At 56.2% G+C, this 20169-nt stretch carries 19 protein-coding genes and 1 CRISPR repeat array; of the genes, 13 read left to right on the forward strand and 6 right to left on the reverse strand.

All coding sequences use genetic code 11. The annotated features are described in order from the left end of the window. Entirely contained in the window at positions 1 to 417 is a 417-nt protein-coding gene (locus QP977_RS04425) for an iron chaperone (RefSeq protein ID WP_070602180.1), read from the reverse strand. A 59-nt stretch (positions 418 to 476) separates the two neighbouring features. On the opposite strand from QP977_RS04425, the gene QP977_RS04430 reads away from it, so the two are divergent. After that, the gene (locus tag QP977_RS04430; RefSeq protein ID WP_070604527.1) at positions 477 to 1859 is read left to right on the forward strand and encodes a DHA2 family efflux MFS transporter permease subunit; all 1383 of its coding nucleotides are present in this window, start codon (positions 477 to 479) and stop codon (positions 1857 to 1859) included. Here the strand turns inward: QP977_RS04430 and QP977_RS04435 are convergent. Beyond that, positions 1843 to 2535: an AAA family ATPase gene (locus QP977_RS04435; protein WP_070546990.1), complete on the reverse strand. Its 693-nt coding sequence runs from the start codon at positions 2533 to 2535 to the stop codon at positions 1843 to 1845. The genes QP977_RS04430 and QP977_RS04435 overlap by 17 nt on opposite strands. Continuing rightward, positions 2532 to 3545, reverse strand: coding sequence for an App1 family protein phosphatidate phosphatase (locus tag QP977_RS04440; RefSeq protein WP_070546991.1), 1014 nt, complete (start codon positions 3543 to 3545; stop codon positions 2532 to 2534). Before QP977_RS04440 ends, QP977_RS04435 begins: the two co-directional genes overlap by 4 nt. Positions 3546 to 3638: 93 nt before the next feature. Here QP977_RS04440 and QP977_RS04445 point away from each other — a divergent pair, with 93 nt between their 5' ends. Beyond that, positions 3639 to 3965, forward strand: a complete 327-nt coding sequence (locus tag QP977_RS04445; RefSeq protein WP_005511827.1) for a transglycosylase family protein — start codon at positions 3639 to 3641, stop codon at positions 3963 to 3965. On the opposite strand, the gene QP977_RS04450 is transcribed toward QP977_RS04445, so the two are convergent. Then, positions 3962 to 5191, reverse strand: coding sequence for an HNH endonuclease signature motif containing protein (locus tag QP977_RS04450; protein ID WP_070546993.1), 1230 nt, complete (start codon positions 5189 to 5191; stop codon positions 3962 to 3964). The genes QP977_RS04445 and QP977_RS04450 overlap by 4 nt on opposite strands. 296 nt (positions 5192 to 5487) lie before the next feature. Between QP977_RS04450 and QP977_RS04455 the strand changes: the two genes are divergently transcribed. Next, a complete protein-coding gene (locus tag QP977_RS04455) occupies positions 5488 to 6009 on the forward strand; it encodes a GNAT family N-acetyltransferase (protein ID WP_284847171.1) in 522 nt (173 codons plus the stop codon). On the opposite strand, the gene QP977_RS04460 is transcribed toward QP977_RS04455, so the two are convergent. Further along, a complete protein-coding gene (locus QP977_RS04460) occupies positions 5966 to 6883 on the reverse strand; it encodes an FAD-dependent oxidoreductase (RefSeq protein WP_284847172.1) in 918 nt (305 codons plus the stop codon). The genes QP977_RS04455 and QP977_RS04460 overlap by 44 nt on opposite strands. 54 nt (positions 6884 to 6937) lie before the next feature. Between QP977_RS04460 and QP977_RS04465 the strand changes: the two genes are divergently transcribed. Beyond that, complete coding sequence (locus QP977_RS04465) at positions 6938 to 7936, forward strand: LLM class oxidoreductase (RefSeq protein ID WP_284847173.1); 999 nt, start codon at positions 6938 to 6940, stop codon at positions 7934 to 7936. On the opposite strand, the gene QP977_RS04470 is transcribed toward QP977_RS04465, so the two are convergent. Continuing rightward, positions 7920 to 8957, reverse strand: coding sequence for an aldo/keto reductase (locus tag QP977_RS04470; RefSeq protein WP_049172571.1), 1038 nt, complete (start codon positions 8955 to 8957; stop codon positions 7920 to 7922). The genes QP977_RS04465 and QP977_RS04470 overlap by 17 nt on opposite strands. A gap of 145 nt (positions 8958 to 9102) precedes the next feature. Between QP977_RS04470 and QP977_RS04475 the strand changes: the two genes are divergently transcribed. From QP977_RS04475 to cas2e, 9 genes are all read left to right on the forward strand, one after another. After that, positions 9103 to 10431: a PepSY-associated TM helix domain-containing protein gene (locus tag QP977_RS04475; protein WP_284847174.1), complete on the forward strand. Its 1329-nt coding sequence runs from the start codon at positions 9103 to 9105 to the stop codon at positions 10429 to 10431. Positions 10432 to 10695: 264 nt separating this feature from the next. Next, positions 10696 to 13497, forward strand: a complete 2802-nt coding sequence (gene cas3 / locus QP977_RS04480) for a CRISPR-associated helicase Cas3' (RefSeq protein WP_187271222.1) — start codon at positions 10696 to 10698, stop codon at positions 13495 to 13497. Continuing rightward, positions 13494 to 15128, forward strand: a complete 1635-nt coding sequence (gene casA / locus QP977_RS04485; RefSeq protein ID WP_187271223.1) for a type I-E CRISPR-associated protein Cse1/CasA — start codon at positions 13494 to 13496, stop codon at positions 15126 to 15128. Before cas3 ends, casA begins: the two co-directional genes overlap by 4 nt. A gap of 2 nt (positions 15129 to 15130) precedes the next feature. After that, a complete protein-coding gene (gene casB, locus QP977_RS04490; protein WP_147722152.1) occupies positions 15131 to 15754 on the forward strand; it encodes a type I-E CRISPR-associated protein Cse2/CasB in 624 nt (207 codons plus the stop codon). A 20-nt stretch (positions 15755 to 15774) separates the two neighbouring features. Beyond that, positions 15775 to 16896 (forward strand): type I-E CRISPR-associated protein Cas7/Cse4/CasC, encoded by a 1122-nt coding sequence (cas7e, locus tag QP977_RS04495; RefSeq protein WP_147722154.1) that lies wholly within the window; start codon positions 15775 to 15777, stop codon positions 16894 to 16896. Then, positions 16896 to 17597, forward strand: coding sequence for a type I-E CRISPR-associated protein Cas5/CasD (cas5e, locus tag QP977_RS04500; RefSeq protein WP_147722156.1), 702 nt, complete (start codon positions 16896 to 16898; stop codon positions 17595 to 17597). Before cas7e ends, cas5e begins: the two co-directional genes overlap by 1 nt. A 3-nt stretch (positions 17598 to 17600) precedes the next feature. Beyond that, complete coding sequence (cas6e, locus tag QP977_RS04505; protein WP_147722158.1) at positions 17601 to 18302, forward strand: type I-E CRISPR-associated protein Cas6/Cse3/CasE; 702 nt, start codon at positions 17601 to 17603, stop codon at positions 18300 to 18302. A 2-nt stretch (positions 18303 to 18304) separates the two neighbouring features. Continuing rightward, the gene (gene cas1e, locus QP977_RS04510) at positions 18305 to 19264 is read left to right on the forward strand and encodes a type I-E CRISPR-associated endonuclease Cas1e (protein ID WP_284847175.1); all 960 of its coding nucleotides are present in this window, start codon (positions 18305 to 18307) and stop codon (positions 19262 to 19264) included. After that, entirely contained in the window at positions 19258 to 19623 is a 366-nt protein-coding gene (gene cas2e, locus QP977_RS04515) for a type I-E CRISPR-associated endoribonuclease Cas2e (protein ID WP_147722162.1), read from the forward strand. Before cas1e ends, cas2e begins: the two co-directional genes overlap by 7 nt. Positions 19624 to 19665: 42 nt before the next feature. After that, positions 19666 to 20120: direct repeats of the CRISPR family, unit length 28 nt; unit sequence GTTTTCCCCGCGCGAGCGGGGATGTTCC. Positions 20121 to 20169: the final 49 nt, after the last annotated feature.

Genomic DNA, 20169 nt, shown 5'->3' on the forward strand with positions numbered 1-20169 from the left:
CTACCGCCAGAACTTGGTCATCCCGCGCTTGTCCTCGATGTTGAACTCAATCATTTTGGCCAGCAGGTCCAGCGGCATGGACTCGGCCTTGCCATCCTTTGGCCAGGGGAAGCGGACCATCATTTTTCCGTAGGAGAGGCCGCGGGCATCGAACTCGTCGGAGAACTTCACAATGCCGTCGCGCTCTGGGGCGATGGACATGTGTTTCTTGGCGTAGGAAAAACCGATGATAAAAGTGCCATCGAGCGTGAACATCGGCTGATTCCAGGCAATGCGAACGCCGAGTTCCGGGTACTTTTCATGAACCCATTCCAACACCTCGAGAGCGACAGCGCGCTGCGTGTCATCATCTACCCGCGAGAGGTGATTGGCGAAGAACTCGGCGATGGTTTCATCGGTCATATGCTGAACAGCCATAGCCTGGATTTTACTGTGCCATCAACTAACACCCGAGCCATCAACTAACATAACTCCGAGTGGCTACAGATTTGAATACTCAGTTTGATCCCAAAAAGGCGTGGCCAGCGCTATGGACCGTGTTACTCGGCTTCTTCATGATCCTGGTCGACGCCACCATTGTCACCGTTGGTATCAACACCATCCAGCATGAACTGGGCGGTGAGCTCAACCAGGTCATGTGGGTGACCAGTGGTTATCTGCTGGCCTATGCCGTGCCGTTGCTCATTACTGGCAGGCTCGGTGACCTCTGGGGAGTCAAGCACACCTATGTAGCGGGCCTGGTTATCTTCGTGTTGGCGTCGCTGGCGTGTGGGTTGGCGCCGTCGTTAAGCATGCTGATCATTGCCCGCGTGGTGCAGGGACTGGGGGCCGCGCTGCTGACGCCGCAGACGATGGCGCTGATTACGCAGATGTTTCCGCCGGCGCATCGCGGTGCGGCGATGGGCCTGTGGGGTGCGGCGGCCGGAATTGCCTCGCTGACGGGGCCGCTGGCCGGTGGCGTGTTGATTGAGCTGCTGAGTTGGCGCTGGATTTTCCTCATTAATGTGCCGATTGGGCTGATCGGGCTCGTTTTTGCGTTCCGCTATCTGCCGACCTTTGAGACGCACCGCAACAAGATTGATTATCTCGGTGTTGTACTCAGCGCGATTGGTATGTTCCTGCTGGTCTTCGGCATTCAGGAGGGGGAGAGTGCCGGCTGGTCCGGTTGGATCTGGGCACTGATTGCCGGTGGCGTGGTGGTCCTGGCCCTGTTCACCCTGTGGGAGGCCAAGACCACGGCCGAACCGCTGATGCCGCTGTCCCTTTTTAAGGATCGCAACTTCACCATCTCCTCGCTGGCCATTGCCGTGATGGGCGCGCTGGTGGTCGCGGTTGGTTTCCCGATCATCCTCTTCGCCCAGAATGCCCGCGACCTATCGACCATCCAGGCCTCACTACTGCTCGTGCCGCAGGCGCTCATTTCCGGTGTCATGGCGCCATGGACTGGGCGAATGCTGGACCGGCTGAAGTTCCGCGAGTTCGCGCTGATCGGTTTTGGGTCCTCGCTGGTGGGCATGCTCGGGTTCCACTACCTCATCCACGAGGACCTCTCCGTGCTGTGGCTGCTACTGCCGGGCGCCGCATTCGGTGTGGCAAACGCGTTTATTTGGGGCACGCTGTCGACGGCTGCTACTCGCAACATCGACCCGTCCCTCGCCGGTGCCGCCTCCGGTGTGTACAACACCATCCGCCAGATTGGCAGTGTGCTGGGTAGCGCACTGATTGCCACCGTCATGGCGGCGGCGCTCAGCAGCAACCGTGGCGACTTCACCACCGCCATGAGTGACGCGATGTGGTTGCCGGTGGCACTGTCGGCCGTGGGTGTCGTGGCGGCGCTGGGGCTTAAGAATCCGACGTAAAACGCTCCACCATGTAGTCCGCGATGCCGACCGGATCGGCCAGGAAATCCCTGGTCGCCCGTACCGCGAGGGTGTCTTCGAAGTGGGTGGTGTCGGCGTCGTCAAGCGAAATAATCGTTGCTTCTGGCGTGGCGAGCAGGATGGGGGAATGCGTCGCCATGATGATTTGTGCGCCGGCTTCCGCGAGCGCGCCGAGGCGGCCGAGGAGCTCCAGTTGGCGTAGGACCGACAGTCCCGCCTCGGGTTCGTCAAGGAAAATCAGTGATTCGGGACTGAAGCGGCGTTCGGCCAGCGTCATGATGGATTGGCCGTGGCTCATCTGGGTGAGGTCTGCCATTTCTCTGCCACCTGGTAGCTGCCCAAGCGACTCGTAATAGCGCGCGAGGTTCAGGTGCGCGTCGCCGCGAAAGAAAAACGTATCCGGGGGATTGCGCCTGGTCAGCGCCAGTGGGACCGGGGAGGTGCGCTCTTGCGTCTTGTACCGCGAGCCGCCGTCCGTATCGACACCCATCGCCGACGCTAACGCCTCCAGTACCGTCGACTTTCCCTTGCCGTTTTCGCCGGTCAGGATGGTAATCGGCGTGGTGAAGGTCATGGGGAAGGGCAGCGCGAGCTTTACGACGTACGCCGGGAGCTCGGCATCATCGTGAATACGGGCATGGCGGAGGTAGATCATGGTTGCGGCAGCTGGTCAATCTGTTTGAGCAGTTCATAGCCGTCGGCGCCCTCGATGAACGGGACCTCCTTGTTCTCCAGCTTTTCAATTGGCACCGCCGTGCCGTGAGAGAGCACGTGCTCGCTGGGAGTGAGGTTGCGGATTGCGATGGCCGCGACCTTGTCCGGATGCTCCGCCGCGGCCGTGCCGTAGATGAGCGGGTCGTACTGGCCATCATCGCCGACGAGAATCCAGTTGATTTCGGGGAAGTCAATAAACAGGTCGCGAAGTCGCACCTTCTTGTGTTCCTTGCCCGAGCGGAACAGGCCGGTGGGCGTTGGCCCCCAGTCGGTGAGCAGCAGTGGGCCCTTCGGCAGGTTGTTGCGGTGTAGGAACTTTTTTAGTGTGCTGAAGGTGTTCCACGCTCCGGTGGAGAGATAGATGACGGGAACGTCCGTGTCCTCGTCGGTTTTGCTCGCGTAACGACGGCGAAGTTGCGCATAGAACTCGCTGAAGCCAGCAACGGCCTTGCGCTCGTCTGTCTCCTTGACCCAGGAGTTGTAGGCGGCGATGAGGGCGCGCGGCAGCATAGTGACCAAAACGGTGTCATCAATATCGGAGACGATGCCGTATTTGGTCTCCGGGGAGAGGATGAGGACCTCTGCAGGAGTGTCGTTGATGGTGATTTCGTGCCAGCCGGGTTCCAGGCCGTGATTCCTGATTAGTACCTCGATATAGCCGTTGCTATCCGTGGTGGTTTCCACCGTGCGGTCGCCGGCAGTGATGGTGACGGGAAAGTCCGCGAGTTCGACGGTAAAGAACTGCCAAAATCCGCGTTTTTTGTTTCGTTCTTCGTCTCGTTTTTTGGCCGGATCCTTCAGGAGGACACGGCCGAATACGCGCACGCGCTCTGCATTTCCATACCCGGTGAAACCGATGATTTCCGGTTCCCAACCAGCGTTTTTGGAACGCTTGGCGGCCAGCGCGTTGATCCTTCTCTCGGTCTTGCGGACGACATCTGCCACGGACATGCTTTCCAGGATACGGGTTGACAGGACGGGGGAGGGTGCGCGTAGGTTGGTCGCCCAAGAGAAAAGTCAACCCTTTAGGAGTGTTCTCTTTTTATGCGTTTTTCCGGTAAGTTCATCGCATCCGCCGCTGTGGCAGCAGGCATGATTGCTGCCCCGACCGCGGCCGCTAACGCTGCATCAGTTAGCGCCTGGGATCAGGTTGCGGCTTGTGAGTCCGGCGGAAATTGGCAGACCAATACCGGTAACGGCTACTACGGCGGACTGCAGTTCTCGCAGCAGACCTGGAGCGGCCACGGCGGTGACCAGTACGCACCGACGGCTGACCAGGCCACTAAGGAGCAGCAGATTGAGATTGGCGAGCGCGTGCTTGCCTCCCAGGGTGCTGGCGCATGGCCGAACTGCGGTGGTCCGCTGGGTTAATCCTCCCCATCATCAAAGACCAGATCTGGCACAGCCGCGAATGACAGCCACCACTTCATGTAGTGGTCATGGCGTGCTTTCGTCTTCTGGGTAGCGCGTTTGTCAAAAGTCTGTCGGCCGAACCCGGCTAATGGTCCGGCCGGGACGGTCGCCGCGGTAACGCCGTCGGCAGAGGACCACACCTCTGAGCCGTCCTCATAAGCGGTGATATCCCAGAGCTTGTGGGTTTTCAGGTTGTGGTGCTTCCTGCATAGGCAGTGCAGATTCTGCGTGTCGGTGGGACCACCGGCTTCGGGGTCTTCCTGGTTGTACGGCGCGATATGGTCAATATCGCACTTGTACGCTGGGACTTCGCAGCCGGGGAAGCGACATGTTCCATCGCGACCGTGGACGCGGGCGACCTGCGCTGGAGTTGGGCGGTAACCATTGGTGGCGCTGTCTGCTGAGAGGCGGACATGCGTCACCTTTTGCATCCACTCCTCCGTGACCAGCGCGCCTAGCCAGCCGGCACCGTCCAGCCAGGCGTCATCACTGTGGGGCTCGCGGAAAACATTGAGCACAACTTCCGCATTGGTGCGCTGGTGGATGAGTTCCACAAATGCATCCGCCTGCGTCATTTCCTCATTCGCGCGGAAGACCGTTTCAATTGCGCACATGGCGAAATAGGCGCGGTCCGGCCGCAGTGTGAGAATGATTTGGGAGTAGCTGTCGGGACGTTCCACCAGAGTCACCGATTCCGTGTCGGTGATGGTGGGAATTGTGCCGTCGGCGCGAGCACGGTCATCCAAGTCCGCAGCAATATCACCAATTTTGGTGGTGAGCGTGCGAGGACCAATCATTGCTTGACGACGCTTCCGTGGCGTAACCAATGCCAGAATCTTCTTCTCTGCATCGGGTATTTGATCAGGCTCGATGCCGACTACGCCATGTGCAATGATGCCGAGTTGCCGCATGGATAATGCGCAGCTTTCCCGGGCGTATTCCGCCAACTGTGGCATTTTCTCCAGCAACAGGCCAATGTCACAGATACGCAGTGCTTCACTGCGGGTGATTCCCAGCCGAATGCTGATGCGAGCGGCATGGTTTTCAACGTCATCATCACCTGCAGGGCAGCAGGCTTCAATCAACTCAAGTTGGGCGCGGTTGGTAGCCCGCGCGAGTGCTGAGAGCTCATCTTCAGGATTTTCGTGAGCCCAATATGGTTCGGGTACTTGTTCGGACTTCATTGGATCCCCCTGGTGCTCCAATGGTTGTCGGTTTTCTTTCGAACTTACTTGCTATCATACGGGCATGTTTCTAGTTTGTAAAGAGAAATGAAAAGAAATATTGGGGAGTTTTCGAAGATGGTTAGCCGACTATAAAAGCACATGTTACCTGGGTGTTTGTGGGTTGTTCGCGGGGTAGCGTACCAAAATACAAATAAAACACCCGTTCGAAATTGAAAGCTTGGTAATCTCGCTTTCATAAAAGCGGAGCTGTAGAAAACAGCACAGAAACAGCGCAGGCAGTGGGGAGCAAAACCATGATCATCCGACAGGCAACGCGGGAGGACGCCGCGGCAATCGCGGAGATCTACAACGAAGCCGTAATCAACACCGTCGCCATCTGGAATGATGACACTGTCAGTGCGGAGAATCGCATCGCATGGATGGAGGCGCACTGGGACAAGGGCTACCCGGTTTTCGTCGCCACGCTTGACGACGAAGTCGCTGGATATGCCACCTTTAGCGATTTCCGTGACTTCGACGGGTTTCAGTACACGGTGGAAAACTCCATCTACGTGCATCCGAACTTTCAAGGCCGGGGAATTGGTGGCGCACTGTTAAGCGCGACCATCGATGCTGCTCGCGAGGCGGGAAAGCATGTCTTGGTTGTGGCGATTGAAGGCGGCAATGAGGGGTCGATTGCGCTGCACAAAAAGTATGGCTTTCAGCGTGTTGGGCTACTGCCGCAGGTGGGGACGAAGAACGGGCGATGGTTGGACATGCTGTTGATGCAGGTCATGCTGACAGACGGGCAGCCACCCGCTCGGCCGCGCGCTTAGCGAAGGGGCCAACACCCATGATCGTGGCGGCACCGGGGCCAACCCAGTCGCCGTAGCCGACGAACTCGATGAGGTCAGAGTCGACGCTGCGGAAAGGGCCGAGCGCGGGGCGGAAACCGGTGCACCAGATGAGGTGGTCCGCGTGGACGTCGTCAAGCGAGGAGAACATGGGCGTCCAGGTGAGTGCGCCGGAGTCGCGGGCTTTGCGGACGGGCGGTAGGACGACGATGTCGCCGATGCTGTCGGTGGCGTCCTGCCGGTAGCGTTTGAACAGGACGCGGCCGTCGACGTCGTTGGGCATCCAGCGTGGTTCGTGGCGGGTGAACCAGCTGGTGTCGATGTTGGAAAGTACCAGTTCAGAGGCAATTTGTGCGCCGGAGTTTGCCGCGCCGACAACGGCAACGCGGGAGCCTTCGAATGGCTCGGGACCTGGGTAGTTGGCCGAATGCCACTGTTTCGCGGTGGTCGTGCCGGGGTAATACGGGACGAAGGGCTGGTTGCCGGTGGCGGCGATGAGCTGGCGGGATTCGAAGTCACCGGCATCGCTGGTGAGGTGGAAGGTGCCGTCATGGGAGACGTGCGTGACGGCGACCGGGCGCTGAACGCGCAGTTCGTAGCGCTTTTCGTAGGAGCTGAGGTAGTCAATCACGTGGGAAGCGGGCGGGAAACCGTCATAATCGGGCATCTGGATGCCCGGAAGGTTGGAAAAGTCCGGGGTGGAAAAGAGCGTCAGTGAGGGCCAGACATTGCGCCAGGAGCCGCCGGGAGCGGGCTGATTGTCCAGAATGAGCGGATCAATGCCGCGTTTGTGCAAGTAATAGGCGGTAGCGAGGGCAGCTTGGCCGCCACCGACGATGATGACATCCTCAAGCATGTTTCCAGCTTAACGACGAGTGCCGCACCTCGAGCTGTACTACCGTGGAGCACCATGAGCTCGCTGTTTGATCTTTCGGACAAGGCCATCGACGAACTTCCCGGTTACCAGCGTACATTCGCGCCGGGCCGACTCACGGTAGGGCTCAGTTTGCCCATCGAGCAGGACGCCGAAGCCGAGCCCAAGGACGCGCTGAGCAACCAGATTCGGCTGATTCAGAAAGCCGAACACGCAGGCATCGCGGCAGTGTGGGCACGCGACATCCCGCTGCGCGTGGAAACATTCGGCGACGTCGGCCAGGTCTACGACCCCTGGATGTACCTCAGTTACATCGCCGCACACACCACCGATATCGCGCTCGGCACCGGCGCAGTCGTCGTGCCCTTCCAGCATCCGCTGGTGATGGCCAAGCGCGCTGCCACCCTGGACAGGCTTTCCGACGGCCGTTTCCTCTTTGGCGTTGCCACCGGCGACCGACCCGAGGAGTTCCCCGCCTTTAACCAGGACAAAGGCAAGCGCGGTGAGCGCTTCCGCGAGCATATCGAGGTCTATGAAAAGGCCCTCAGCACTAGCTACCGGCCCATCCGCTGGTCCGAGGGCAAGATGGGCGGATCGGACGTGGTGCCCAAACCGCTGGCACGCCGAGTTCCGCTGTTGGCCACCGGCTCCTGTCAGCAGAGCCTGAAGTGGAAGGCCGCGCATACCGACGGGTGGTTCATGTACCACAAGGGTTTGGAAATGCAGAAGAAGAACATCGCCAATTGGCAGGAAGCGGTGACTGAGGAGTGCGGCGAGGACGTGTTCAAACCCTTCCTGGAATCACTGTGGATTGATCTGCATGAAGACCCCGACGCACCTGCGCAGGGTGGCCACTTCGGGTACCGCCTTGGTCGCAACAAGCTCATCGAACTGCTGCACTCCCAGCGACAGCTCGGCATCAATCACGTCAGCATCAACTTCCGCACCTCTAAACGGGATGCGGAAGAGCAGATTGATGAGCTGATTGAGTATGTGCTGCCGGCGCTCGATGAGCTCCCTACACAGACTCCGTAGCGCCCTGCCACTGATTAATCCCGCGGTCGACAGCCCACTTGTCGATTTCCGCGAGTTCTTCATCGCTAAACGGTGCAGCGTCCAGGGCGCCGAGGCTGTTCTTCAGCTGCTTCACCGAGGATGCACCGATCAGGGCTGAGGTCACTTCGTCACGGCGGAGCACCCACGAGATGGCCATCTGTGCCAGGGACTGGCCTCGTCGTGAAGCAATGGCGTTGAGCTCGCGGATGGCGGTGAGCGTGTCGTCGTTGAGGAACCCCGAGTTCATCTTGTGCGCCCCGAGACGCGAGGACTCCGGCACGCCATCCAAGTAGCGGTCGGTGAGAAGCCCCTGCGCAAGCGCGGAAAAGGCGATGACGCCCATGCCTTCATCGGCGCAGGTTGCCAGCAGCTCGTCCTCGATCCAGCGGTTGAACATGGAGTAGCTCGGCTGGTGAATGGTCAGCGGTGTGCCCAGCTCACGGGCGATTTTCTGCGCGCGGCGAGTGAGCTCAGGGGAGTAGGAGCTCACGCCGACGTAGAGCGCGCGACCCGAGCGGACGAGGAAGTCGAGGGCGGCGACGGTTTCCTCGATAGGCGTATCCGGGTCGGGGCGGTGGTGGTAGAAAATGTCCACGTAGTCCAGCCCCATGCGCTTCAGCGAGGCATCGCAGCTGGCCACGAGGTACTTCCGCGAGCCGCCGAAGCCGTAGGGGCCATCCTGCATGTACCAACCGGCCTTGGAGGAAATAATCATTTCATCACGGTAGGGAGCGAAATCCTTGGCCATGATGCGACCGAAATTCGCCTCCGCAGAGCCCTGCGGTGGGCCGTAATTGTTGGCGAGGTCGAAGTGTGTGACGCCGTGGTCGAACGCGGTGCGCAGAATCTCACGCTGCGTTTCCAGCGGCCGGTCATCACCAAAGTTATGCCAAAGTCCCAGCGTAATGGCTGGAAGCTTCAGCCCCGTGCCGCCGGAGCGGTTGTACGGCATCGTCTCATAGCGGTTGTCATCGGCGCGGTACACGTCTGGATAAGCCATGTATTCGAGGGTACGCGGGCTTTACGACGAGTAGTTGTGCACAAGGTGGCCGACAACGAGGCGCGTGGCCGAATGGCTACCCCTGGAAGTAATAAAAGTGAGCTTGCTGGGGAACAACTGGGGCAGTTCGTCCGACTAATAAGGCATGACTTCAATAGCCACAGGCGATGCCGCTGGAACGCCAGCCGCAAACCCCGTCGCACAGACTCAGAAAAATGGTGGGCCACGAGCATTACTGCACCGAATCCATGTCGTTGCAGGCATCCTCGTTGCGCCACTACTTGTTATTGCAGCTATCACAGGCGTGGCGTATGCCCTCGCCCCGAGCATAGAAAAGGTGGTTTACCACGAAGAGCTAACCGCAACATCAAGCCTTCCCGCACAACCGCTGGAAAAGCAGGTTGAGGTCGCGCAGCGCGTGCACCCTGACCTGCCGGTGACCGCAGTGCAGGTCCCGGAAAAGCCGGGGCAGACAACGCGAGTCATGTTCAATGATGAGCAGCTGAAGTCGGAGTCCTACCGACATGCGGTGTTCGTTGACCCAGGCGACTTGAGTATCAAGGGTGACCTGGTGCAATACGGTTCCTCGGCGGCGCTGCCACTGCGGGCGTGGATCTCGGAAGGGCACCGCAGGCTCTGGATTGATAGCAACTTTGGTCGCCTCTACTCCGAGACGGCAGCATCCTGGATGGGCGCACTGGCTATTGGTGGCCTCTGGCTCTGGTGGGATCGTTCGCGTCGCAAGCGGACACAGGGAACAAGTAAGAGGGCGCATCATATGCGTCGTCACGCGAATGTTGGCGTGGCGGTTAGCGTCGGACTTTTATTCCTGACCGTCACCGGCCTGACGTGGTCGTGGGTGGCTGGAACGGGCATCGCAAAGCTGCGCGAGACGATGGACTGGTACGCACCGAAACCAGCCATGACTGCGACTGCACCAGCGAATTATGACTGGTCAGAGGCAGATAGTGTTATGAACCTCGCACGTGCCGAGGGCCTGTCCGGGAAAGTCGAACTGACACCACCGGAGGCTGGCACGGTGTGGATGGCCAAGGAAGCCCGCGAGGAATGGCGGATGGGCATTGAGACCGTCACCGTTGACGGCTCGACCGGAGCGATGGTCGATCGGATTCACTTCGCGGACTGGCCGCTGCCGGCGAAGCTGACCGAATGGCTGATCAACGCGCACATGGGCATCCTGTTCGGTTGGGTGAATCAGCTGATCCTGGCACTGATTGGTGTCGCTCTGTTGGCGATGATTGTGCGCGGGTACGCCATGTGGTTTGGGCGCGGTCGAGGTGGTCGCCCGGGCAGGCTCCCGGCGCCGACGTGTTGGCGGGACATTCGCCCGGGAGTTGCAGCAACTGTTGTGGCGCTGCTGATTGCCTACTCGGTAGTTGCACCACTGTTCGGTGTGACGCTTGTTGGCTTCGTAATCGTTGATTGGGTCTGGCGGAAGCTGCGGAGAGGTTAGTGTAGGTTCTGTCGCCTTCGGGTTCCCTGTGTGAGCGGGGATGTTCCGGTTTTATTGTGAGGGGCGATGTTATCCCCGCGAAAGCGGGGATTTTTCGTGTAAGCGACACTTGTAGATGAGTCTATTGGATAGATATCAACGTTTTATTGTGTGGGGTTAATAAGGGGTAGTTTCCATATTGAATGAAATTGATATCTCGGCTATCTTGGAGATTAGAATAGAGGCCGGATAGGGGTTCGGCCGGACAGGGTCGTTATGTCGAACATGGGCTCGAACTTGGCAGATGTACTGTCTGAAATAGCTCGCTTGCAGTGGGCTAAGTGGGATTGGCAAAGTGAAGAGGCGTTGAGTCTCGCACAACATTTGAATGATGCCCAGGATGTGGCTTTTTATCTCTGGGATGAGTGGTTGCCGGAATCACTAAGGCAAGTGCTTACCGATGAGTTCGGCTCGAAAGAACGAGCCCGTGCATGGGTTGCTTTCTATGCTGGTGGGCACGATATTGGTAAGGCGTCTTATGCTTTTTCGGTTAAAGTTCCGGAACTGTATGACCGTGTGCGCCCGTATGGGCTAGGCGCTGCGGCAACACTTTCCTCCAAGGAGTTACGTGGAGCGCCCCACGGCGCTGTCGGTGCGTATGCTCTGTGGATTTGGTTGCTGGAAAACCACGGATTTAGTGAAGATTCTGCTAATACACATATTGCACCTATTGGTGGCCATCACGGCAAGTTTCCCGATGAGAATCTGTTGCATTCTGCCGAAGACTTCGTCGAAGAACTCGAAGGTGAAAAGTGGCAACACATTCGTTCTGAATTCTTCGACGCCGTGGCCACAAGGGCAGGTTTAACGGCGACTGATTGTGAACAACGCCGAGAGCAAGAGCTGTCAGCGCAAGCGCAAATGCTTCTGACGGGAATTGTGGTCATGGCTGACTGGCTTGCTTCGAACACTGATTTATTTCCACTGTCGATGTTTGATGCATCGTCGACAAGCAGAAGCGATGATGCGATTGACGGATTAAATCTTCCGGATCCGTGGGATCCTCGCCCGGAAAGTAGTGCGGATGACTTATTTCGCGCTCGGTTTGACCTGCCTGCTGGTGCCACCCCATACCCAGTTCAGCTGGACGCAGTAAAGCTTGCTGAGGAAGTGGATAAACCAGGCCTGTTGCTGCTAGAAGCACCGACTGGTGAAGGTAAGACAGAGGCTGCACTTGCGGCCGCGGAAGTTCTTGCAGCCAAGTTCGGATGTGGTGGTGTGCAAGTCGCGTTGCCTACATGCGCCACGTCAGATGCCATGTTTTCTCGTGTTTTGAAGTGGCTCGACCGTGCGATTGCGGAAGACCAGTTGGCCTCTGCGATGCTCACGCATAGTCGCGCGCAGTTTAATGATGAATTCCAAGGTCTTAAGTTTCCGTCACAGAGTTTTTCGGCTATTTATGACGAAGAATATGGTGCCAATTCTAAAGAGCCTGCAGTTGAGGCTCATTGGTGGCTACGCTCTCGTAAAACTGCAGCGCTGGCAGACTTTACTGTTGGCACAATCGATCAGTTCCTTTTCTCGGCGCTGCAGTCAAAGCATGTCATGTTGCGGCATCTGGGGCTTGCCGGAAAGGTATTGATCCTCGATGAGGTGCATGCTGCAGACATTTACATGCAGCAGTATTTGTACCGCGCATTGGAATGGTGTGGCGCATATGGGGTTCCAGTCATTGCGTTGTCGGCAACGCTTCCACCGGATGCTCGTTTTCATTTGATGGAGGCCTATGCCTCGGGGATTGCGCAGTTAGGAAATGCTCAAATTCCCAACAAGATTCTTGGCCAGATGGAAGTTGCCAAAGACGAACGTGCCTATCCACTTCTGACCTTTGTAAACGAGGATGGTGTCACGGTCCGTAAGCCAAAGGCTTCATCTCGCAGGCAGGTGGTATCGCTCGAATTCTGTGATGACTCATCTGTTGTTCACAAGCTGGCAGAGGAACTTCATGATGGTGGTTGCGCCGTAGTCGTATGCAATACAGTTCAGCGGGCCCAAACGCTTTACGACGAAATTTGTTCTGACGGTAGCTTCACTGATGAGGAAGTATTTTTGCTTCATTCGCGCTTCGCTGCGGCAGATCGACGGGCTAAAGAAGAAGAGCTTGTTGCCAAATACGGCAAGTCTGGCGTGCGCCCACAGCGAGGCGTGGTGGTGTCAACGCAAATTGTTGAGCAATCCCTTGACCTGGATTTTGACATTATGTTTAGCGATTTTGCGCCTTCGGACCTGCTGATTCAGCGGGCGGGTCGTCTCCATCGGCATAGTCGTAAAAGCCGTCCGGAGCGACTTCAAACGCCACGACTGGTGCTCTTTGGGGTCACTGAGATTGGGGATAGCAATGCTCCAGAGTTTGTGAGCGGTAGTAAACGGATTTATGGCACTGCGTTGCTGATGCGGACGGCCTCAGCGTTGATGGGGTGTAAGCAGTTTATTTCACCAGATGATGTCGCAGGAATAGTTCGTGAAACGTATGACGCAGATGCGCAGTGTCCAGTCAGTTGGCGAAAAGACTGGGATGAGGCGGTGAAGGAGAAGCAAGCGAGGGGAGAGAAGCTTGCTGAAAAAGCGAAACGTTCACTCGGTCCATCGCCAAACGAAAAAGACATGAGTCTGTGGTTCCAGCATGGATCTGCAGAAGAGTTTCGTGGGCAGTCGCAGGTGAGAGATATCGAAGAGACAATTGAAGTAGTTCTTGTAGAGCAGCGAGGCAGCGAACTCTATTCATTGCCGTGGCTGGAAAACCGCGGTGGTGAGTCACTGAGTAATGCCAATGGAGTCGACGACGAATTAGCACGCGAAGTTGCTAAATGCACCATTTCGCTGCCTTGTTGGCAAGTCGGGGGAGTGGACGAGTTCATCGCTGAATTGGAGCGGTTTGGTAGCCCCTCTTGGCAACTTAGCTCCTGGCTAAAAGGGCTTCTGCCATTGCCGTTGAACGAAAGTGGGGAATGCCATGTTAACGGAGTTAGTTTTTCATACGATATGAAGTATGGATTGCGGTCCGTTCGAGAAAAGGAGTCGCAGTGAGCGGAACTGAGCCAAGTTTTAATCTGCTCGACGAGCCCTGGATTAAGGTCACGGGGCACGATGGCAATGGTCGGGAATTAGGCCTTCGAGATATCTTTGCGCAGGCTGGTGAGTTAAAACGGATCTCTGGTGAATCGCCAGCGCAGGACTTTGCGATTTTGCGCGTGGCTCTTGCGGTTCTTTATCGCGCATTCGACTTTGGAGAAGATGTCAAAGAAAACCGCAAACAATGGGCGGCAGCATGGGAGGACAAAAAGCTGCCATTAGAGCGCATCAGCCGCTATTTAGATGAATATTCGCACCGATTCGATTTGCTCGATCGGGAAGCCCCTTTCATGCAAACTCCTACGCTTGCTACAAAAAGTGGAGAGTGGAAGAGCCTTGAGGCAATCATTCCGGACTCACCGGAATTAGGTGACCTCTTCTACCGGCGCTCAGCAATTGAGCCACTTCCCTTGGCGGAAGCAGGTCGTTGGCTGGTTCATTGCCTAGCCTTTGATTTCTCCGGAATTAAATCAGGTGCGGTCGGTGACCCTCGCGTCAAAGGCGGGAAAGGTTATCCCATTGGCATTGGTTGGGCAGGCTGGTTAGGCGGAACCGTACTCGAAGGACATAGTCTCCTTGAAACGCTGCTGCTAAATATCGTTGATCACAATCCCGCTGCCTGGGCTGGTGCCCCTATATGGGAATTGCCGGTTCCGACAGCGGCAGTCTCGGCCGAACCACTTCCCAAAGGCCAACTCACGCTTTTGACGTGGCCACAGAGGCGCGTCCGTCTTCATGCGGAAGATGGCATGGTTACCGGAGCACTTGTTTGCAATGGCGATCCAGTAGATTATCTGCATCAAGATGCGCTCGAAATGATGTCTCCATGGCGTTATAGCGAGCCACAGTCCAAGAAGGCCAAAGAAGACATCTACATGCCAAAGGCCATCAATCCGGATCGCGCGCTTTGGAGAGGTCTCTCCGCTGTGCTACCTGAAGCGGACGTTGATACGACCAAGGGGCGCACCGGCAGCGAAGTAAAAGTTTCAAAGCCCGCCGGTGTCATGGAAGCGTTGAAGACTCGAACAGGTCGCCGCAGTGGCGTTGTGCCCCAGAATTACCGGTTGAGTCTTCGGATGGTTGGTTACGAATATGGTCCCCAAATGGCTTCGTACAACCGTCTATTAACAGATGATTTAGCGTTCCCTGCGCTTTTGGCTGCCGATAAACAGACCATCCAATTCGTATTGTTGGCCGCAAACCGAACACAAGATACAGCAGCCGAACTGCGAAAATTTGCCAATAATTTGGCCATTGCGTCTGGTGGCGAACGCGGGGCTGCAGGCTTTAGCGCAGAGGGTTCCTTCTACTCGGATGTAGACCCAGTATTCCGTCAATGGGTTAGCGGGCTTACGTCAGAAACAGACCTTAGTGATCACCTTGCAACTTGGACAGAACAGTTGCGGCGTTTGGCTCTCGCTAAAGCTGCGGAGTTGATAGCAGGTGTGCCCGACAGCGCATGGTCAGGTCGTGAGGTTGATGAGCGTCAGTACAACGTGGGGCACGCTGAGCTGTGGTTTCGGCGAGGGCTCGGAAAAGTTCTGCCACGGCCAGAAGAACAAAAACCGCGAGAGAAGGTTAATTAACAATGGCAGATACGAATAAGTCGCAGTCGCGCAGCTCCCTGCTGTACAGCTTTGTTGCCGGCAAGGCACAGGGGTTAGCAGGTGGTCTGGCCAACGAAAGCTCGGAAGCTCGTGCCTCCCTTGCGGTGCTTCGCCGCTCATTGAGCGCGCCGCTGGCAGAGCAGCCCCAGGTGTGGTCAGAGGTATTCAATTCGTTCCCGGCGGAGCTTGAAGGCCCTCGAGATGAGCCAGGCGTCTACGAAACTGCAGCACACCTTGCATTGGCCTTTTTTGCACTCCATCAGCAATCGAGAAATGAGCCTATGCATAAGGCCAATGAAGGATTCGGAGCGGCTATTTGCCAGCTTCATCAAGTAGCAGGTGAAAACCAGAAAAAGGGTATTGAGCGACGATTTAACGCAGCGCTTACTGCACAGACAACCGATGAGTTAGTGCACCATTTGCGCGGACTAATTCAGATGCTGAGGAGTTACAGCGTTCCGATGGATTACGGCCGTTTGGCTAATGACTTGGTGGCGTTGAACTATTCAGATTCAGCTCGCAGTGTACGACTTCGTTGGGCCCGGGATATGAACAGAGTTCCGCAATCCGAAATCGATGACCATGACCGCGCAGTAGAAAACTAATAACAGCAGAAAGGCTTAACATGACCATCTACATTGATATTCACGCACTCCAAACTGTCCCGCCATCAAACCTGAACCGAGATGACACGGGCAGTCCAAAGACTGCCAACTATGGCGGTGTGCGTCGGGCTCGAGTTTCCAGCCAAGCTTGGAAGCGCGCAGCACGTAAGGAATTCGAGAACTTACTTGACCTTGATAAGTTGGGACAGCGTACTCGTTTCAGCCCGTCATTGATTGCTGCGGAAATCATTTTGCAGACTCCGGAGCTGGAAGAAAGCGCTGAGCACCTAGCGCTGAGTGTTCTGCAGAAGACGAAGTTGAAGCAGGCAAAGCCCAAGAAGGGTGAGGAAGACACGCGTATCCGTACTGAGTACCTGCTGTTTGTTTCCCGCGCGCAAATTAAAGCGCTAGCTGATCTGGCAATTCAGTACCAGGACGATCCGGCCAAAATTCCTGCGAAGGAAGCGAAGGAAGCACTAAATAACGAGCACTCAGTCGACATCGCCCTCTTCGGTCGCATGTTGGCCGATGCTCCAGACCTAAATGTTGATGCGACGTGCCAGTTCAATCATGCTATTTCTGTTCATCCGACCGTTACGGAGTTTGACTACTTCACTGCGGTTGATGACAACGCGGCGGAGGACAACGCTGGTGCTGGCATGATTGGTACGGTGGAATTCACCTCGTCTACGTTGTACCGCTACGCAACGGTCAACGCTAGTGAATTGGCTCATTCTTTGGGGTCGAAGGAGGCAGCATCTGAAGCTGCTGGTGCACTACTCAAGGCATTTGCGCTTTCGATGCCAACTGGTAAGCAGAACACCTTTGCTAACCGAACGCGACCAGATTTGATTGTGGTTCAAGTTCGTGATGATCAGCCTGTCAATCTGTCAGAAGCTTTTGAAGACCCGGTGGAAGCTACTCGTGGCCGCACAGAAAACGCATCTATCAAGTTGGCAGAGTATGCCGCTGAGCAGGACGGTGCGTACGACTCTCATCCACTCGGCGGTGCGTATCTTGCCACTGGTGGCGCAGCGACTGAAGCTGCGATGGAAAAGCTGAATGTCTTTGGCGATCGCACTGATATGGCTGGTTTGGTCAACTTAGTTGAGCAGGCTGTCATGGAGAAGGTCGAGCTCTAATGTCGGTTCTCCTCTTGAGGCTCGCTGGACCTATGCAAGCATGGGGAGACTCGAGTCGATTCAATCACCGAGGTACGCGGCGAGAGCCAACGAAAAGCGGGGTAGTGGGTTTGCTTGCAGCTGCAAGCGGGCGACGCCGTACTGATGCGATTGAAGATTTGGCATCACTGGGCTTTGGTGTTCGTACTGATCAAATTGGAAAGGTTGAGCGAGACTTCCAGACTGAAATTGATTGGCGCAACAACAAATCCAAGCCCCTGACGTATCGTGATTATCTCACTGACGCCATCTTCATTGTTGCAATTGAAGGTCCACGCAGTGTTCTTGAAGGGCTTGCCGACGCGGTACAGCGTCCAGCGTTCCCTCTCTACTTAGGCCGCCGTGCATTCCAACCGACAGGAAAAATGGTTCTAGGAATTAAGGAAAAGCCACTGGAAGACGCTTTGCGTGAGGCTCCTTGGCAAGCATCGACTTGGTACCGGAAACGTCAACCAGAAGTAGTTTCGCTGCCAATTGTTCGAGATATGCGCGATGGTGAGACCTACGATGAGCTAATTCCGGATACTCCAGTCAGCTTTGATCCGAGAGAACGAAAGCACGAGATGCGACCAGTGGTTCATGGATGGCTAGAGATTGAAAACAAAGAAGGAAAGCGTCCGGTGTTCTCTCACGATCCTATGTCCCTACTGGGAGGTGACTAGTTGATGTACCTTTCACGCATGTTTCTCAATCCGCAACGGCGGGGGACTCGTAAGTTGTTAGCCAGCCCAGAGGCTATGCATGCTGCGGTGCTGTCAGCTTTTCCACCAAATTGTGACCTCATCACTGAGAACGGTCGTGTTTTGTGGCGAGTTGACCGGGAAGCTCATTCACTTGCTCTATACGTGGTGAGTCCTGAAAAACCATCATTTGAGCATCTGCAGCAGCAAGCAGGCTGGGAAAATCAAGAGTCGTGGGCGATACGTGAATACGAACCGGTTTTGGGAAGTATTTCCGTCGGAAAGCGATTTCGTTTTAGGTTGGTAGCGAATCCTGTGAAATCAGTACGCGACCCCCAGACAGGTAAGTCTAAGAGGCTTGCGCATGTAACTGCAGCTCAACAGCGAAATTGGTTGTTAGAACGCGCTGAAGTTATGGGTGTGCGATTTCTGCCAGCTGAGTTTTCACATGCAGATAGTCATGACACCTCCAGCGATGACTTAGCTGTTTCAGTTACAGGCAGGGAAGTGGTGAAGTTCCGCAGGAAGGGAGGAATGGTCACAATCGCGCGTGCACAGTTTGATGGAGCCATTGAAGTAGCTGATGCTGAGAAATTCCGCCGAGTATTGACAAACGGAATTGGCAAAGCAAAGGGATATGGGTGTGGATTGTTGACTGTCGCTCCAATGACTTCTAGAAGTGACTAGTCATGGCCAATATTCCAGGAGCGCGTCCGTCGAAACCGATCGAATTGTCGAGGGCTGAAGACCGGATTTCTTTTCTCTATCTTGAGCACTGCACCATCGGTCGAGATTCTAATTCTCTCACTGCGACTGACGACCAGGGCGTCATGCATATACCCAGTGCTGCACTGGGAGTGCTTATGCTGGGCCCTGGTACACGGGTTACGCATCAGGCGATGGTGGTTATTGCAGATGCCGGTTCAACAATCGTCTGGGTGGGAGAAAACGGTGTGCGATATTACGCGCATGGTCGGCCGATAGGTCGTTCGACCCGGCTTCTGGAACAGCAGGCAAAGCTAGTGAGCAACCGAAAAACCCGACTAGCGGTTGCGCGCGAAGTGTATGGGATGCGCTTTTCCGGCGAGGATGTGGAATCCCTGAATATGCAGCAATTACGGGGCCGAGAGGGTGCTCGGGTTCGGTCGGTTTATAGGGAATGGTCAAAGATAACCGGGGTTGAGTGGTCGCGTCGTGAATACCGCCCTGATGATTTCTCGAATGGCACGCCAATCAATCAGGCTCTTTCAGCAGCACATTCTTGCCTATACGGTGTCGTGCATGCGGTGATAGTTTCCCTGGGAATGAGTCCCGGCTTGGGGTTTGTGCATACGGGGCACGACCGCGCATTTGTTTATGACATTGCGGATTTGTATAAGGCAGACATAACGATTCCAGTTGCTTTTACTGTGGTTTCGGAGCTTGGAACCGAGGTTGATACTCAAACACTTAGCACTACGGTTAGGCGACGTGTGCGTGATCGGATTCGTGAAGAAAAAGTTATTTCGCGCTGCGTTAAGGATCTAAAGCTCTTAATGAAAGAGCCTCTTGAAAACGAGGAATTCGGCGAAGTTATCGAATTGTGGGATTACAGCCGCGGCACGATTAAAGGTGGTACAAACTACTCCTCCGGAGAACCGCCATGGTGACACTAGTTTTGACGAGCTGCCCTGCCGGGTTGCGGGGACATCTGACTCGGTGGCTCGAAGAAATTGCCCCAGGTGTATTCGTTGGGAAAGTTAACTCTCGTCTCCGTGACATCTTGTGGGGACTCGTCATCGAAATGGTCGGCAGCGGTCGTGCCATTATGGTTTATCCGGATCGGAATGCCGAACAAGGGTATGCCTACAAGGTGCATCGCCACGATTGGGAGGTCGTTGATGTTGAGGGGCTATCCCTGATCCGGCGTCCGTTCAAAAACAGGACTAAAGGTGATATCGGATTACAACCGGGGTGGTCAAATCCAGCCAAGCGGCGTCGCGCCCGACGTGCTCGTCGAGCTAAGTGATATAAAATTTTTCACTGGGAACCGAACTCTGCTGGTTAATAAGTTTTCCCCGCGCGAGCGGGGATGTTCCCCAACCCGCAGCACCACATGACGCTCAAGATCCGTTTTCCCCGCGCGAGCGGGGATGTTCCGCGTCTCCGCAATCCGTAGCTCATCAGGCTCCAGTTTTCCCCGCGCGAGCGGGGATGTTCCGGACTTCATCTACGGGCACATGCGCCACGCAGAGTTTTCCCCGCGCGAGCGGGGATGTTCCCAAGGTCGGTGTCGGTAGTACTGGCTCCGAAGAGTTTTCCCCGCGCGAGCGGGGATGTTCCGAACTGGGCGCAGGCTGCCTGGGACTGGATTGTGTTTTCCCCGCGCGAGCGGGGATGTTCCGACCTGGCAGAAGAAGGAGTTTGAGGAGGCGCAGTTTTCCCCGCGCGAGCGGGGATGTTCCGTACGTTCCACGGCCAGAGTATGACGCACTCGCGTTTTCCCCGCGCGAGCGGGGATGTTCCCCCACAAATCCTCTCCGCATTCTGGGCAGCATGGTTTTCCCCGCGCGAG

Source organism: Corynebacterium sp. MSK012 (assembly GCF_030232435.1).
GTDB lineage: Bacteria > Actinomycetota > Actinomycetes > Mycobacteriales > Mycobacteriaceae > Corynebacterium > Corynebacterium jeikeium_D.